At 63.9% G+C, this 15059-nt stretch carries 16 protein-coding genes; 6 read left to right on the top strand and 10 right to left on the bottom strand.

Annotation, left to right across the window (positions count from 1 at the left end; genetic code table 11):
- Positions 1–28: 28 nt before the first annotated feature.
- Positions 29–466, bottom strand: a complete 438-nt coding sequence (gene arsC, locus IMW82_RS03020) for an arsenate reductase (glutaredoxin) (protein WP_051061200.1) — start codon at positions 464–466, stop codon at positions 29–31.
- A 20-nt stretch (positions 467–486) separates the two neighbouring features.
- Positions 487–1272: an arsenical resistance protein ArsH gene (gene arsH, locus IMW82_RS03015; RefSeq protein ID WP_015447616.1), complete on the bottom strand. Its 786-nt coding sequence runs from the start codon at positions 1270–1272 to the stop codon at positions 487–489.
- A gap of 72 nt (positions 1273–1344) precedes the next feature.
- Between arsH and IMW82_RS03010 the strand changes: the two genes are divergently transcribed.
- From IMW82_RS03010 to IMW82_RS02995, 4 genes are all read left to right on the top strand, one after another.
- Positions 1345–1854: an arsenate reductase ArsC gene (locus IMW82_RS03010; protein WP_015447615.1), complete on the top strand. Its 510-nt coding sequence runs from the start codon at positions 1345–1347 to the stop codon at positions 1852–1854.
- Positions 1851–2939 carry an ACR3 family arsenite efflux transporter gene (arsB, locus tag IMW82_RS03005; protein WP_015447614.1) on the top strand — a complete coding sequence of 363 codons (1089 nt, stop codon included), beginning with the start codon at positions 1851–1853 and terminating at the stop codon, positions 2937–2939. The genes IMW82_RS03010 and arsB overlap by 4 nt, the downstream gene beginning before the upstream one ends.
- A 13-nt stretch (positions 2940–2952) precedes the next feature.
- Complete coding sequence (locus IMW82_RS03000; protein WP_015447613.1) at positions 2953–3465, top strand: arsenate reductase ArsC; 513 nt, start codon at positions 2953–2955, stop codon at positions 3463–3465.
- Positions 3466–3537: 72 nt separating this feature from the next.
- On the top strand, positions 3538–3900 hold the full coding sequence (locus IMW82_RS02995) for a metalloregulator ArsR/SmtB family transcription factor (RefSeq protein ID WP_015447612.1): 363 nt from the start codon (positions 3538–3540) through the stop codon (positions 3898–3900).
- 10 nt (positions 3901–3910) lie between these two features.
- Here IMW82_RS02995 and IMW82_RS02990 read toward each other — a convergent pair whose 3' ends face one another.
- Genes IMW82_RS02990 through IMW82_RS02980 form a run of 3 tightly spaced genes read right to left on the bottom strand, consistent with a single transcriptional unit; the run spans position 3911 to position 4743 of the window.
- Positions 3911–4135, bottom strand: coding sequence for a GDCCVxC domain-containing (seleno)protein (locus IMW82_RS02990; RefSeq protein ID WP_015447611.1), 225 nt, complete (start codon positions 4133–4135; stop codon positions 3911–3913).
- Positions 4125–4412, bottom strand: coding sequence for a heavy metal-associated domain-containing protein (locus tag IMW82_RS02985; protein WP_015447610.1), 288 nt, complete (start codon positions 4410–4412; stop codon positions 4125–4127). Before IMW82_RS02985 ends, IMW82_RS02990 begins: the two co-directional genes overlap by 11 nt.
- 10 nt (positions 4413–4422) lie before the next feature.
- Positions 4423–4743, bottom strand: coding sequence for a mercuric transporter MerT family protein (locus IMW82_RS02980; RefSeq protein ID WP_235645411.1), 321 nt, complete (start codon positions 4741–4743; stop codon positions 4423–4425).
- A 76-nt stretch (positions 4744–4819) separates the two neighbouring features.
- On the opposite strand from IMW82_RS02980, the gene IMW82_RS02975 reads away from it, so the two are divergent.
- Positions 4820–5218, top strand: coding sequence for a MerR family DNA-binding protein (locus IMW82_RS02975; RefSeq protein ID WP_015447608.1), 399 nt, complete (start codon positions 4820–4822; stop codon positions 5216–5218).
- A 359-nt stretch (positions 5219–5577) separates the two neighbouring features.
- Here IMW82_RS02975 and IMW82_RS02965 read toward each other — a convergent pair whose 3' ends face one another.
- Entirely contained in the window at positions 5578–8124 is a 2547-nt protein-coding gene (locus tag IMW82_RS02965; RefSeq protein ID WP_015447607.1) for an NAD-dependent epimerase/dehydratase family protein, read from the bottom strand.
- A 280-nt stretch (positions 8125–8404) separates the two neighbouring features.
- Between IMW82_RS02965 and IMW82_RS02960 the strand changes: the two genes are divergently transcribed.
- On the top strand, positions 8405–8854 hold the full coding sequence (locus IMW82_RS02960) for a DUF305 domain-containing protein (RefSeq protein WP_235645841.1): 450 nt from the start codon (positions 8405–8407) through the stop codon (positions 8852–8854).
- A gap of 65 nt (positions 8855–8919) precedes the next feature.
- On the opposite strand, the gene IMW82_RS02955 is transcribed toward IMW82_RS02960, so the two are convergent.
- Genes IMW82_RS02955 through IMW82_RS02940 form a run of 4 tightly spaced genes read right to left on the bottom strand, consistent with a single transcriptional unit; the run spans position 8920 to position 15013 of the window.
- Positions 8920–9273 carry a copper-binding protein gene (locus IMW82_RS02955; protein WP_015447605.1) on the bottom strand — a complete coding sequence of 118 codons (354 nt, stop codon included), beginning with the start codon at positions 9271–9273 and terminating at the stop codon, positions 8920–8922.
- A gap of 3 nt (positions 9274–9276) precedes the next feature.
- Positions 9277–12453 (bottom strand): efflux RND transporter permease subunit, encoded by a 3177-nt coding sequence (locus IMW82_RS02950; protein ID WP_015447604.1) that lies wholly within the window; start codon positions 12451–12453, stop codon positions 9277–9279.
- Positions 12450–13742, bottom strand: coding sequence for an efflux RND transporter periplasmic adaptor subunit (locus tag IMW82_RS02945; RefSeq protein WP_041676703.1), 1293 nt, complete (start codon positions 13740–13742; stop codon positions 12450–12452). The genes IMW82_RS02950 and IMW82_RS02945 overlap by 4 nt, the downstream gene beginning before the upstream one ends.
- Positions 13739–15013 (bottom strand): TolC family protein, encoded by a 1275-nt coding sequence (locus IMW82_RS02940; RefSeq protein WP_015447602.1) that lies wholly within the window; start codon positions 15011–15013, stop codon positions 13739–13741. Before IMW82_RS02940 ends, IMW82_RS02945 begins: the two co-directional genes overlap by 4 nt.
- Positions 15014–15059: the final 46 nt, after the last annotated feature.

Raw genomic sequence — 15059 nt, 5'->3', positions numbered from 1 at the left:
GAACGGTTTGACGACTCACGCAAAAACATCAACGCGGGTCAGCATCCGGGAAGATCGCCAAGGGCTCGCGGCCTACGACAACTTCCCCATCTTCCTTGGTGAACGGTTGGAGGTTTGGCGGAAGGATGTTCAGTACGACTTCGGAGGGACGACACAGACGTGTGCCACGTGGTGTCACCACAAAGGGGCGATTGATGAGGATCGGATGCTGCAACATGGCGTCGATGATGACGTCGTCGGTGATGCCGGCCTCGTCCAACCCCAGCTCGGCGAAGGGCGTTCCCTTTTCACGCAACGCCTCACGGGGCTTGAGCATGGCTTCGTCGATAAGCTTGGTTAGCTGTTTACGACTGGGCGGCGTTCTGAGATATTCGATCACCGTGGGCTCGATGCCAGCGTGGCGAATCAAGGCCAACGTATTGCGCGAGGTTCCGCAGTCCGGGTTGTGATAGATCGTGGCGGTCATCGGTGTCGTCGTATTCATCGTCAGCAGGCTCCACTGAAACAACAGCTGGTCTTGGCCGGTTCCACCACGACCGGAGCCGGCGCCGCTTCTTCGGTCACGCCGGCAGCCACCAACAAGGCATGTGCCTCAGCCGCACCTTTGCGCTCGCTATAGCGGTCCACCAGATAGTCGCTGCGATCGCGCACCATCAGGGTGAACTTGAACAGTTCCTCCATGACGTCCACAACGCGATCGTAGAACGGTGATGGCTTCATCCGACCCGCATCGTCGAACTCCTGCCAAGCCTTGGCGACCGATGATTGATTCGGTATGACCACCATGCGCATCCAGCGGCCCAGCACGCGCAGTGCATTGACGACGTTGAACGATTGCGAGCCACCGCTGACCTGCATGACCGCCAGGGTGCGCCCTTGGGTCGGTCGCACGCTGCCCTCTTCCAGTGGCAACCAGTCGATCTGATTCTTGAAGACGGCTGTCACCGAACCGTGGCGCTCGGGGCTGACCCAGACCTGGCCTTCCGACCACAAGGACAGCGCCCGCAACTCCTGCACTTTGGGATGCGTGTTGGGCACGCTGTCCAGAATGGGCAACTCATGTGGATCGAACACGCGGGTCTCGGCGCCGAACTGGCGCAAGATGCGCTCGGCTTCCAGGGCCAACTTGCGACTGAACGACTGCGGACGCAGTGATCCATAAAGGATCAGGATGCGCGGCGGATGGCTAGAGTCCGCCGGCAGCGCCAGTTTGGCCAGGGTTGGGGTATCCAGCACATCGGCGGCAATGTGGGGCAGATCCGGCATCGTCATGGGTATGTTTCCTGTTGCTTTGACTAAATGATTCTATCATTATGGAAATATAGAAGCCAATTCGAGACCGTCATGCATCCGTGCCGCGTTCTATTCATCTGCACGGGCAATTCCGCCCGCAGCATCCTGTCCGAAGCGACCCTCAACCATTTGGGCAAAGGCCGCTTCGAAGCCTTCAGCGCGGGCAGCCAGCCGACCGGCCGCGTCAACCCCTATGCGATCGGCGAGCTCAAGGCCCTCGGCATACCCACCGAAGGACTCAGCAGCAAGTCCTGGGATCGCTTCACGGGGGAGGGTGCGCCGCCGCTGGATATCGTCATCACGGTCTGCGACAACGCAGCGAATGAGACGTGCCCGGTGCTGTTCGGCGATTTTGTGAAAACCCACTGGGGTCAGCCCGATCCGGCGGCAGCCCACGGTGAAGGTGCCGTGATCGAAGCCTTCCGGCTTGCCCACACGCTCGTGCTTTATCGAGTCAACGCGTTGCTGAACCTGCCGGTGGAAACGATGAGCCGGGACGAGTTGAAGTTGGCCCTTGATCACATCGGCACCATCACCGACGCCGATGAGGAACACGCATGAACCAGTTGTCAGCTGAAGTGGTCGACGCCGATCCGGATACGGCCAGTGGCAGCCGCATCGGCTTCTTCGAGCGCTACCTCACAGTCTGGGTCTTGCTGTGTATCGTGGTGGGCACGCTTCTGGGTCACTGGCTGCCGGACACTTTTGAGGCCTTGGGGGGCATGCAGGTCGCGCAAGTCAATCTGCCAGTGGCCGTGCTCATCTGGTTGATGATCATCCCGATGCTGTTGAAGATTGATTTCAGCGCGCTTGGTGGCGTGCGCCGTCAGTGGAAAGGCATTGGCGTCACGCTTTTCATCAATTGGGCGGTGAAGCCGTTTTCGATGGCGCTGCTGGGTTGGATATTCATCCGCCACGTCTTCGCCGGCTACCTTCCTGCTGACCAGCTCGACTCCTACATTGCCGGCCTGATCCTGCTGGCCGCGGCACCGTGCACGGCGATGGTGTTCGTGTGGAGCAATCTCTGCCACGGCGAGCCGAACTTCACGCTGAGCCAGGTCGCCTTGAACGACACGATCATGGTCGTGGCGTTTGCGCCCATCGTGGCGCTGCTGCTGGGCATCTCTTCGATCACGGTGCCCTGGAACACGTTGCTGTTGTCGGTGCTGCTCTACATCGTTGTGCCGGTGGCTATCAGCGTGGTGCTTCGTCGTTGGGTGCTCTCGCGAGGCGGCGAGCCACAGCTGCAGAAACTGCTACAGCGCCTGGGACCGGCGTCCTTGTTCGCGCTGCTGGCCACCCTCGTGCTGCTGTTCGGTTTTCAGGGGCAGCAGATCCTGGCCCAGCCGGCGGTAATCGCGATGCTGGCCGTGCCGATCCTGATCCAGGTGTATTTCAACTCCGGACTGGCCTACGTGCTCAACCGTCGGTTCGGGGTGCCCCATTGCGTGGCCGGGCCCTCGGCGCTGATCGGGGCCAGCAACTTTTTCGAGCTAGCCGTCGCCACCGCGGTGGGTCTGTTCGGCGTGCACTCCGGCGCCGCGCTGGCCACCGTGGTTGGCGTGTTGATTGAAGTGCCGGTGATGTTGTCGGTGGTTCGCATCGTCAACGGCAGCAAGCGTTGGTACGAATTAAAGCAGGCTTGAGCGGAGCATCGTCATGCAGGGTCACTACAACGTGTTGTTCGTCTGCACCGGCAACTCGGCGCGTAGCATTTTGGCCGAAGCGACCGTGCATCACTTTGGCCGCGATCGTTTTCATGGCTACAGCGCCGGAAGCCAGCCCAAAGGTTTCATCTACCCCCAGACGCTGGAGGTGCTCAAGGCCGTGGATCTTCCCATCGATGGGCTTCGCAGCAAGAGCTGGGCGGAGTTCATGGCACCGGAAGCGCCGGTGATGGATTTCGTGATCACCGTGTGTGACCAGGTGGCCGGCGAGGTTTGCCCCGCGTGGCCCGGTGCGCCTATCACCGCGCACTGGGACATCCCTGATCCAGCGAAGGCGCAAGGCGATCAGGCCAGCGTTTACAAAGCCTTCGTGCTGGCCAGGAACCTTCTGCAGCAACGGATCAGCTTGCTGCTCAATTTAAACTTGACGGCCTTGGATCGGCTCGCGCTGTCCAGTCGGCTTGATACCATCGGTAAAGCGCCCAGTAACGGCGCAGCCGGTTGATCCGGTGGTGAGCGCAAGCACTACACTGCAAAAGCGGACAATACGCAGCGTTCTGAGACGGCTATTCGCACTATGCAGACCAAACAAGTCCTCACGATCCTTTCCGCGCTCGCTCAGGAGTCGCGGTTGGCGGTCTATCGGCTGTTGATCGAGCACGCGCCGGACGGTCTTGCCGCCAGTGCGATTGCCGAGAAGCTGGGACTGGCCAACGCCACGCTTTCGTTTCATTTGAAAGAGCTGTCGCACGCCGGCCTTGTGACCAGCCAGCAAAGTGGACGTTTCATCTATTACGCCCCCGTGATCGAGGCCATGAACGACCTCATCGGCTACCTCACAGATCATTGCTGCAGTCAGTCCGACGGCAGTTGCCAAGTTGGCGAGACTTCGTGCAAGCCGTCAACGGATAAATTGCGAAGCAAAATCCGAACAGCCTGATGAGTGAAATTCAGCGACCGCTTTCGCAGCACGGCTTCTGCTGCTGGATCGGCGGACACGGCACGCTGCCGTACGAGCAGAACACGCAGCAGTCGCCCGCCTTGGGCCGGAGCAATTCGCCGCACCCCTTGCAGTCGTAGAAGAACTGGCAGGCATCGGTCGGCATGGTCTCGTTGGCCTGGTGGCCGCAATGCGGACAGGTCAACGTGCTCTGCAAGATGGGCTCAACCGCCATGGGCTTTCGCCGTAGCCGGGAAACCGGCATCGGTGACCGTACGCGCCAACACCGGCACCGTGGTGCGATCCGCATCGAAAATCACCGTGACTGTCTCGGCTTTCAGATCGACCTTCGTGCTCGTCACCCCGGGTACGCGACTCAATGCCTTCTCGATCGTTACGTTGCAGGCGGGACAGGTCATGTTCGCGGCATGCAACACCGTTGTGGTGGGCGTCGCCGCATGTGCCAGGCCGAGCCAAAGGGTCGCCACCATTCCAGCTGTCTTGATGCACATCAATCAACTCCTACAGAAACCAGCCCACGACATAGGGAAACAGCAACAAAAGCATGATCAATGCCGTAGCCAGCCATAACCAGCGCCGGCGCCGGCGCAAGACCGGCGGATCAACGCAAACACCTTCCGTACGGCAGCGTGACGAGGGCCCATACAGCGTCCAGAACGCGAGCGCCAGGCAAAGCAAGGTGGCCGCGATGAACCACGGCCGCCAGGGATCGAGTGCGGTGAGATGGGCGATCCACGCGCCGCTGACGCCCAACAACACCAGCACCAGCGGCACCACGCAGCACACCGACGCGCCGATCGCCGCGAGCAACGCAACGATCACGGCGGGCAAGGACGACTTGGCAGGTATCGAGCTCATGCGTGCATACTAACTTCCGTACCCCACTACGGAGTCAAGCATGAATTCTGCTCTCACTATCGGTCGGTTGGCTTTGGCCGCTGACGTGCACGTCGAAACTGTGCGCTACTACCAGCGTGTGGGCCTGTTGCATGAGCCCGAGCGGCCCCTAGGCGGCGTGCGCCGCTATGAACATCATGATCTGGCGCGCCTGCAATTCATCCGCCGCGCCAAGACCATGGGCTTCACGCTGGAGGAGATCGCCGGACTGCTGCAGCTCAAAGGTAAACGGGCCTGTGCGCAGACACGCCGACTGATCGAGCACAAGCTTTTCGATGTGCGCCGCAAGTTGGAGGAACTGCGACGACTGGAGGCGGAACTCGTACAACTCGCCGGTGACTGCGCACAGACACCTCGTGACGGTCACTGTCCGACACTGGATTTCCTTCGGCAGGCATAGTCGCGCGTCTGCTCGCACAGGCACACGTGCATCCACTTACGGGCAGCACCGGCGTGTTCGCCATCACTGGGCCGGCCATCTCGGCCGCGGGGAGAACTGCACCTTGGCGTCGACTTTCACGTCCTTCAGCAACTCGGGCGACGCCACCTTGCATGGTCATGGACGGTCGGCCGGTCGCGGCAATCGCTTCATGCTGCAACGTAAGGGTCCCTTGGTCGCATCCATCGCCCATCTGTTGGGTGGTGATTGAAGTAGCGATCGGTGAGCCGGCTTCCGCATGTGCACGAAGATGACGCTGCGACAGAGCGGCAGCCAGTCGACCATGCCGTGCTTGGGCGGTGCAATGGATACGCGGGTCATCACACGAAGCGATCCCAGCTTCCGTAGTGGTCGTGGCTGCGCGTACCGCGTGGCAAGCTGAGGCCGATCACCAGCAGGCCGACCAGCACACCCAGCCAGGAAGCGAGCATGCTGCTACCGGCAATCCACCACGGCGCAGCGATCAGCCATAAGCCAAAAATGATATTGACGAAGCGCAACGCCCGGGCCACTTCGGCCATCGCAATCACCGCGACGGTGACGATCAACGCGCCCATCAGGTGATCGCTGTCGGCCAGTGGCGGATGTGTTCCCAGGCTCAACCGAGTGAACATCAGCCACAGACCCAGGGCGGCGCTGGCCAGCAAAGTCCACGGCATGCCGACGCCGCGCATGGCTGACCTCGTGGCCGCGGTCAGCGGTGCATCGAAACCGGGATGATGGTCGCAGGCACCATCGGGTTGTGCGCCGCCGCGGAAGAACGTGCGCCAGAACTTGCCGCCGCGCCGATGGTCCTGCACCAGGAACTGCCCGGTCGCGACGAGCTCGTCGAGGCTGTACGGAATCATCACCAGCATCGCCAGTCCGGCCAGCAGGCACAGGCTGCACCAGGTGCCGATGACGATCGGCTGGATGATGATGAAGTAGATGCTCACCACGCCTAGCGGCACCACCACGATGCCGAACATCGCCACCATCCACGGCATCGTGCGCCAACGCCGGCGGTCGCCCATCACGCCCATCAGGATCTCGGCCATGTAGCTGACCGCGCCCAGGCCGCCGTCGGCGATCGGCCACGCCTTGGACACCGTCGAGGTGATGATCGTTTCGGTGCCGTTGAGACCATGGCTGCCAGAGAAGAACGGCTCGATTGCCGTCGGAATGTGGCCCAGCTGGTACGCCGCCAGATGGCGCGAAATCAGCAGGCCCACCACGGCCAGCGCCACTATCGGCAGACGCTGCAGGTAGGTGGACGGACAATAGGTCCAGCCTGGCGGCAGGTCGGAGTTGTCCATCATGCCGGCCATGCTCATGCCTGGCATCATCGGCACCAGGATTGCGAACGCGATCACCAGTGCGCCGACCAGCGTGTCGTTGGCGTAAGCCGCCGCGCTGGTCGCCCAGAACACCAGCGGCGCGAGCAGCAGCCACGCGCCGGTCACCGCATTCGCCCATTGCGCCCAGGCAAATCGCGGCGACAACGACAGCGCGCCGAACAGCATCACCAGCAAGCCGCTGACCACGTCGCTGTAACCCAACATCGCGCTGCGCAGTGCCGGATCGGGCAAGCCGCGCGCGGCGGTGACGCGCATGACCGCATCGCTGAAGCCGGTGCTCTCGAAACTGCCGAACACGAAGGGCGAGAACGCCAGCCACGCGCCCAGCATCATCGCCACATAGTGCACCCACAGCATGTCGAAATGCATCGCGCGCATGTCCTCGACATGCTTGCGCATCATCGCGGCATGCTGCGCCATGTCGTCGTTGGTTGGCGGCGGCGCGGGCGGCGCGGGCTTCACCGCGAGCGTGGCGACCCGTGCGGCGTCCAGCTTGTTGCTGCGATACCAGCCGACAGGATCGGCTTTGAGCTTCGCGACGATACTCGGCAACGCATCGCGTAGTGCATGGCCCGGTCGCCAATCGAGCCAGTGCCGGGCGCGCGCCGTGTCGATCTCGTAATGGTCGTCGGCGCTATCGATCATCCAGTCGCGCACGAAGGTGTGCTCGTCCAGCACGTCGTTCTGCAACCAGGCGCCAGCCTTGGCCACCGGCTTGGGAATCTGGCGCGTCACCCAGTCCTCGCCGTGAAGCAGCCGGCCCAGGGTTTGCTGCATGTCGCCGGTGCCGATCGCCTCGGGTTCGGCCAGCAGCAGGGTCAGCTGGCCGGGCAGCTCCGCGCGACGCAACACGATCGCCAGCAGCGCGGCCACCAGATCGGCCAGGTGCAGGAACGGCTGTCCGGTTTCGAGCGCACCGGGATAGACGTGGCCGACTAGCTGCCGCTCGTAGATGCGCGCGATCTGCTGGGCGAGAAACGCCGAATGGCCGCCGTCGTCGTACACGCCGCCCGGGCGCACGATCACCACGGGCATGCCGTCGTGCTGTTCGCGGATCAACTGCTCGGTGCGGATCTTCGATTCGCGATACGGCAGCGGCTGCAGATCCAGCGGCGAGTCTTCATTAATTGGGTGCCCCGGTTGCGTGGGCGCATGCACCAGCATCGTGCTGAGAAACACGAACTGCTCGACCTCGAACGCCTGCAACGCGTGCAACAAGCGCGCGGTTCCCTGCACCGTGATCGCTTCGTATCGCGGATCGGGCTTGCCGGTCAGGTCGAAATAGGCGGCCAGATGGATGACCGAGGCAATGCGCGCGCCGTGCGCATGCCGCACGCGCTGGAGCGCGGTCGCCACGCTCTCATCCGAGGTCAGGTCGACGCACACGCATTCGGCATCGATAGGAGGATGCGGCGAGGTTTCGCGATCGAGCCCGACCAGATCGAAGTGCTCAGCGAAGGCACGCACTACCGCCGAGCCGATGTAGCCGCTGCTGCCGGTCACGATGACCATGGGTTTGGATGTTTCCATGACGTTGTCCTCGACCGTTTCCGACCCTCCGACGTACGTGACCGCCGCGCCGATCCTTCATCTTTTCGCATGGCGTGTCGAGTTCGCGTGTGTGCTGCTGTGCATTCAGTATCCGAGCGTCAGGTGCAGTCGTTTCGATCGCCGCCCGAGCGCGGGCGGGCTGCGCGGAAGCGCGAGACGGCGCGTCGGCATAGCCGTTCCACTCGGTCACGAACTTCCGACAGGCTATCGCCTACCTTGTTGCCGTTTCCTACGGAGATCCCCGATGAAGAATTCCTACGTGCGCTTCCTCGCCATGATTGCCACCGCCACGGTGGTCATGTTCGGCGTGATGTACCTCAACACTTACCGGCTGGATCACGTGTTCTGGAGCCAGACCCGCGCCTGGATGGCGCTGGTGATGGGCGCGACCATGGCGGTGATCATGCTTGGCTTCATGCTGCACATGTACGGCAGCCGCACGATGAACCTCGCCATCGTTGGCGGCGCCGTGGTGGTGTTTGCCGCGGCGCTCTATCTCGTGCGCAGCCAGGCCACCGTGGGCGATGTTTCCTACATGAAAGCGATGATTCCGCATCACTCGATCGCCATTCTCACCAGCGAACGCGCCCACATTTCGGATCCGCGTGTGCGCAAGCTCGCCGATGAAATTATCACGTCGCAAAAGCGCGAGATCGGCGAGATGAAGGGACTGATCAAGGATCTGGAATCGAAGCAGGCGCAGCCCTAAGAACCCGTTTGGCGGCCGTCACTGTGACGGCCGCTGGCTTATGGCGACAGATGCACGCGATCCGCTTACGGTTGCGCCGGCGCGATCGCCGTGACCGTGCTCGCGATGCCGGCCGGATGCAAGCTGAAACGCACTTTGTCGCCGACCTTGACGCCCTTGAGCAGATCCGGTGACGCCAGCTTGAAGGTCATCGTCATGGCCGGCCAGCCGATCGCGGCAATCGCCTCATGCTGCAGCGTGATGGTGCCCTTGGCGGTGTCGACCGCCTTGACCACGCCCACGCCCTGCACATCGGCAGGTGTGGCTTCGTGCATCCCGGCCATGCCCGGCATGTTGGGATCCATCTGCTGAGGGTTGGCAAACGCCGGAGCGGTGAACAGCGCAGCGGTAATTGCGAGGGTGATGCATGGCTTTTTCATGGGTCAGTTTCCTTGTGGGTTGGGATGAAGTGTGGCGTTTGCCTTGCTGGCTTTACGCAGCCGATGACGAACCAGCAGGCGGTACGCCGCGGGTATGACAAGCATGGATAGCAAGGGCGCAGTGACCATGCCGCCGATCATCGGGGCGGCGATACGTTGCATCACTTCCGAGCCAGCACCATGGCCGAGCAGGATCGGAAACAGACCGGCGAGAATGACCGCCACGGTCATCGCCTTCGGGCGCACGCGCTGCACGGCACCTTCGCGAATGGCTTCATCCAGTGCGTTGAGACCGGCCTGCGGATCGCGCACGAGCTGCCGGTCCCAGGCTTGGCGCAGATACAGCAGCATCACCACCCCGAACTCGGCGGCGACACCGGCCAGCGCGATGAAGCCGATGATCGTGGCGACCGATACCGCATGACCGAGCAGCCAGATCAGCCACAGCCCACCGACCAGGGCCAGCGGCACGCTGGCCATGATCAGTGCCGCTTCGCTCATGCGTCGGAACACGGCGTAAATCAGAAGGAAGATGATCACCAGCGCAATCGGCACTACCACCTTGAGTCTTTCCATGGCACTGGCTAGGTATTCGAACTGACCGGACCACGCCACGGTCGTACCCGGCGGCAAGGTGACCTGCTGCGCCACTGCGCGTTGCAGGTTGGCCACCACCGTGCCCAAATCGCTGCCGGCCGTATCGACGTAGACATACGTGGCCAACTGGCCGCCCTCGCTTTTCAGCATGGACGGTCCTGCAACCACGGCAATATCGGCCACCTGACTCAGCGCGAGTTGGGCGCCGTTGGCGGCGACGATCGGTAGCCGTCGCAAGGCCTCGACCGAGTCACGCTCAGCGCGCGGATAGCGCACCACGATGGGATAGCGTTCGCGCCCTTCGACGGTCTGACCGATCGGGTCGCCGCCGACCACGGTCGCAATCAGTTGCTGCACGCGCTCCTGGGTCAGCCCGTAACGTGCGGCGGCATCACGGCGGATGGCCACATCGACGTAGCGGCCACTGGTTGGACGCTCGGCAATCGCCGAACTGACACCGGGTACGGTCTTCGCCACCGTCTCGATCCGATCGGCCACGGTCTGCAGCGCGGCCAGATCGGTGCCCAGCACCTTGATGCCGATCGGGCTCTTGATGCCGGTGGAGAGCATGTCGATGCGATTGCGGATCGGCGGCACGAACAAGTTCGTCAGTCCCGGCACGTGCACGGCCTTGTCCAGCTCCGCCTTGATCTTGTCCATGGTCATGCCCGGCCGCCACTGGTCCTTCGGCTTGAAGGTGATCGTGGTCTCGAACATCTCCAGCGGCGCCGGATCGGTGGCCGTGTCGGCGCGCCCCGCCTTGCCGAACACATGATCGACCTCGGGCACGGTCTTGATCATGCGATCGGTCAATTGCAGCAACTGCGAGGCCTTGCCGGCGGACAGTCCCGGCAATGCGGTGGGCATGTACAACAACGTGCCTTCGTCCATCGCGGGCATGAACTCGCTGCCGAGCCTGGTCATCGGAATGATCGCGGTGAGCAGCAACACACCGGCCAGCACCAGGGTCGCTTTCGGATGGCGCAGCACGGCTTCGAGGAGGGGCCGATAGCCGCGGATCAATCCGCGGTTGAGCGGATTGTCGCGCTCGGCACGGATGCGCCCGCGGATCAGATAGCCCATCAGCACCGGCACCAGCGTCACCGCCAGCCCGGCCGCCGCCGCCATCGCGTAGGTCTTGGTGAAAGCCAGCGGCTTGAACAGTTTGCCTTCCTGGCCCTGCAGCGCAAACACCGGCACGAACGACAGCGCGATGATCAACAGGCTCACAAACAGTGCGGGCCCCACCTCGGCGGCGGCATCGGCGATCAACGACCATCGCTGCGCGCCTTGCGGTTCACGTCCGTCGTTCGCACTACGCCAATGTTCCAGATGCTTGTGCGTGTTCTCGATCATCACGATCGCCGCGTCGACCATCGCGCCGATCGCGATCGCGATGCCGCCCAGCGACATCAGATTCGCCGATACCCCTTGCAGATTCATCACGATAAACGCGGTCAGCACGCCCAGCGGCAAGGTGATCACCGCAACCAGCGCCGAGCGCAGATGGCCGAGAAACAGCACACAGACCAGCGCCACGATCAGGAACTCTTCCAGCAACTTGCCCCACAGGTTCTCCACCGCGGCGTCGATCAGCCGCGAGCGGTCATAGGTAGGCACGATCTCGACGCCGGCCGGCAGACTGCGCTGCAGTTCCGCCAATCGCGATTTCACGGCGGCGATGGTGGCCTTGGCGTTCTTGCCCGTGCGCATCACGATGATGCCGCCGACCACTTCGCCCTGGCCATCCAGCTCGGCGAGGCCGCGGCGGAACGTCGGACCCCGCCGCACCGTCGCCACATCGTGCAATAGCACCGGTACGCCGCCGGCGTTGGTCGTGATGGGGACGTTTTCGAAGTCCGTGCGGCTCTTCAGGTAGCCTTCGCTGCGCACCATCAGTTCCGCTTCGCCCTGTTCGATCACCGAGCCGCCGTTGGCACCGTTCGCGCTGCGCACCGCATCGACCAGCTGCGCCACCGTGATCCCGCGCGCCGCCAGCGCTTGCGGATCGGGCACGATCTGCCACGCGCGCTCCATGCCACCCAGGGTGGCCACCTCGGCGACATTCGGCACGGTCTTGAGCTGATAGCGCAGAAACCAATCCTGCAGCGCGCGTAGCTGGCCGAGGTCGTGCTGGCCGGTGCGGTCGATCAGGGCGTATTCGTAGATCCAGCCCAGTCCCGTGGCATCGGGGCCGAGGGCGGGCGTAACGCCCGCCGGCAGGCGATCGCGTGCCTGGCTCAGGTACTCCAGTACCCGTGAGCGCGCCCAGTACAGGTCGGTGCTGTCATCGAACAGCACGTCGACGTAGGAGTCACCGAAAAACGAAAACGCACGTACGGTCGTCGCGCCCGGCACCGACAGCATGGTGGTGGCCAGCGGATAGGTGACTTGATCCTCGACTACCTGCGGCGACTGCCCCGGATAGCTGGTGCGAATAATCACCTGGGTGTCGGACAGATCGGGCAATGCGTCGATCGAGGTGTGCAACGCGGAAAACACGCCGACCGCTGCCAGGGCCAGCGCGGCCAGCAATACGAACACGCGATGCGCGATGGCAGCACGGATCAGGGCGGCGATCATGGTTTGCCTCCCATCGGCATGCCCGGCATTGGCGCACTCGCCGCCGGTGCCGGAGGCGCCGAGGCGTCATTCAGGCGTTCCAGCGCACCGGACAGGCTTGCCTCCGAATCGATCAGGAACTGGCCGGAGACCACTACCTTCTCGCCACCGCTGAGGCCATCGAGAATTTCCGTATAGCCGCCGGCTGCGCGTCCCGTACGCACCGACACGGCACGGAAGTGGCCATCCCCCTCGGCGAGAATGACGCGTGTGTGGGTCCCCGTCGCGATCAGCGCGTCGTCCGGCACCACCGGCACCGCCGCGTCGGGAGTCGGGTCGAGTTGCACGGTGGCGAACATGCCCGGACTCAAGGCCTCGCCGGGATTGGCGAGTACGACGCGGGCGCGCTGGGTGCGCGTCATGGCATCGACGTCCGGCAACAAGGTTTCGACGATGCCGTGGAACGATCGACCTGGGAGTGCATCGACCGTGACGGTGACGGGCGTGCCGCTGTGCACTGCACCTGCCGCCGCCTGCGGCAGGGCGGCCTCGATCCACACGGTGGACAGGCCGTTCACGGTCATCAGGGTCTGGCCCGCACTGACGCGCTGACCTTCACGCACATCCAGTGTCGTGACGACGCCCGCCTGCGGGGCGTGCAGCGTGATCGCGGCCCCCGAACCATGACGAGCCGCCCGGATATCCTCGGGGGTCAGGCCCAACACCTGCAGGCGTTCCCGCGAAGCCGCGCGAAGGCCTTTTGCGTCGGCCGAGTGCGCCTGTTGAAGCGCAGCATATTCGGCCAGTGCGCTGCTCCATTGCGGCGCCAACAACTCCGCCAGCGGTTCGCCGGCTTTGACCGCGGTGTAGGGTGCGCGCACGTCCAGCTTGCTCACCACCGCATCGGTGCGTGCGCTGATGGTGGTGGCTTGGCGCAGATCCCAGGTGATGGTGCCCGGCACCCGGATCGCCGATGCCAGCACACGACGCTCGACCGAAGCGGTGCGCACACCCAAATTCTGCACCGTCGCCGGGTCGATCCTGACGACATCCTTGGCCACGCCTTCGTCGGCATACTTGGGCACCATCTGCATGCCCATCGGCGACAGGCCCGGCTTGTCGAAATGCTGCTGCGGCACCATCGTGTCGTACCAGTACAGGATTTTTTTGTCGCCGCCGTGGGCAGCAGGCATAGCGGACCCTGTCTGAGCGGACGACGCTGGCGGATGCCGACGACCGCCGAAGTACCCCACCAAAAGCAAAAGGGCTGCCAGCAAAACACTGGCTAGGATTATCGGTGCACGCTTCATGGCGTCGTCTCCGAGGTAGGCAACAGATAAGCCAGCGAGGCCCATAACCGGGCGCGGGCGGCAAGCGCATCGGCATAATTCAGACGCAACTCAATCTCGGCGCGACGGGCATCCAGCCACGGCTGCAACGAGCCGCCGCCGCGATAGCCGGCCAGCGCGGTTTGCGCGCGGTCACGCGCCAGCAGCAGCAGGGTGTCCTGATAGCGCTGGACTTGCTGATTCCATCCCTGCCACGTCGCTACGGCGCGTGTGACTGCCTCGCGCTGGGCGCGCCGCGCGTCCTCGTGATCGGCCTGCACCGCATCCCATTGCGCCTGCCGGGCGCTGATGCCGCGGTCCTGCCGGTTGCGCGTGAACAGCGGCAGGCTGACGCCCACCTCCAGCATCACCATGTCCGACAGGCCCGGGGCGCGCCGACCATAGCTGGCAGTCACGCTCCAGTCCGGGTGCTTGGCCGCACGCGCCTGCTCGAGCGCCGCCTGCGCAACTTGCTCGCGTGCCTGCCACGCCTGCATCGGCGCCTGTTGGTCGATGCGCTGCTCCAAGTGATCTGCGGTGACCGGCAGTCGACCAAAATCCGGGGCCTCGGCCAGATCGAAAACGCCCGGACCAAGCCAGCGCTGCAGGCCGGCTTGGGCGGCGACGAGATCCGCGCCAATCGCTTCCAGACGGTTATCCAGCGTGGCAGCCTCGGCTCGGACGGCCAGCACATCCGTCGCGTTGCCTTCGCCGCCGCGCAAGCGTGCCTGCGCTATCCGCACAGCCAACCCCGCCTCATCATGCAAGGCAGCCAGCAATGATCGCTGCTGCTCGGTCACCCATACGTCGATCCAGGCATCGGCGATGCGCTCGCGCACACTCTGCACGGTGGCCACGCGATCGGCCTGGGCCGCATCGATCCGGGCGCTGGCCAAGGCGCGCTCCGCGCGACGCGCCGTGCGTGATGGGATAGCCTGCATCACGCCGACGGTGCGCGCCGTCATCCCCTCCGAACGCAAGCTGAAAGCGCCCGGGCTGGTGACGGGAAAATTGGAAAGCCCGAACGTCAGGGTGGGATCCGGCAACTGCCCGGCCCGCGCGGCTTCCTCGCGGGCTGCCACCGTGTCGGCGGTACGCGCATCGAGTTGCGGCGCCCGCGCCAGGCCGTGCTGCACGGCCGCTTCCAGCGTCAGCGGCGGTTCGGCGGCCTGCGCCGCCGCAGCCACGGCCCCACACAGGAGCGTGGCCAAGCCCGCCACCATCAGGTGCCGAGCGAAATGAATGGACAACATGGATGAATACTCCGTCGATCTGCGGTTTGCGGCGCGCCACGCAGAC

The organism is Rhodanobacter sp. B2A1Ga4 (assembly GCF_018101315.1).
In the GTDB taxonomy this organism is placed as follows: domain Bacteria; phylum Pseudomonadota; class Gammaproteobacteria; order Xanthomonadales; family Rhodanobacteraceae; genus Rhodanobacter; species Rhodanobacter thiooxydans_A.
Note: the sequence above shows the minus strand (reverse complement) of the source record. Positions and strands in the feature narration are given on the sequence as shown.

Bases quoted from the DNA above. Each gene is read 5' to 3' on its own strand.
- arsC (WP_051061200.1), bottom strand. From the start codon at position 466: ATGACCGCCACGATCTATCACAACCCGGACTGCGGAACCTCGCGCAAT.
- arsH (WP_015447616.1), bottom strand. From the start codon at position 1,272: ATGACGATGCCGGATCTGCCCCACATTGCCGCCGATGTGCTGGATACC.
- IMW82_RS03010 (WP_015447615.1), top strand. From the start codon at position 1,345: ATGCATCCGTGCCGCGTTCTATTCATCTGCACGGGCAATTCCGCCCGC.
- arsB (WP_015447614.1), top strand. From the start codon at position 1,851: ATGAACCAGTTGTCAGCTGAAGTGGTCGACGCCGATCCGGATACGGCC.
- IMW82_RS03000 (WP_015447613.1), top strand. From the start codon at position 2,953: ATGCAGGGTCACTACAACGTGTTGTTCGTCTGCACCGGCAACTCGGCG.
- IMW82_RS02995 (WP_015447612.1), top strand. From the start codon at position 3,538: ATGCAGACCAAACAAGTCCTCACGATCCTTTCCGCGCTCGCTCAGGAG.
- IMW82_RS02990 (WP_015447611.1), bottom strand. From the start codon at position 4,135: ATGGCGGTTGAGCCCATCTTGCAGAGCACGTTGACCTGTCCGCATTGC.
- IMW82_RS02985 (WP_015447610.1), bottom strand. From the start codon at position 4,412: ATGTGCATCAAGACAGCTGGAATGGTGGCGACCCTTTGGCTCGGCCTG.
- IMW82_RS02975 (WP_015447608.1), top strand. From the start codon at position 4,820: ATGAATTCTGCTCTCACTATCGGTCGGTTGGCTTTGGCCGCTGACGTG.
- IMW82_RS02965 (WP_015447607.1), bottom strand. From the start codon at position 8,124: ATGGAAACATCCAAACCCATGGTCATCGTGACCGGCAGCAGCGGCTAC.
- IMW82_RS02955 (WP_015447605.1), bottom strand. From the start codon at position 9,273: ATGAAAAAGCCATGCATCACCCTCGCAATTACCGCTGCGCTGTTCACC.
- IMW82_RS02950 (WP_015447604.1), bottom strand. From the start codon at position 12,453: ATGATCGCCGCCCTGATCCGTGCTGCCATCGCGCATCGCGTGTTCGTA.
- IMW82_RS02945 (WP_041676703.1), bottom strand. From the start codon at position 13,742: ATGAAGCGTGCACCGATAATCCTAGCCAGTGTTTTGCTGGCAGCCCTT.
- IMW82_RS02940 (WP_015447602.1), bottom strand. From the start codon at position 15,013: ATGTTGTCCATTCATTTCGCTCGGCACCTGATGGTGGCGGGCTTGGCC.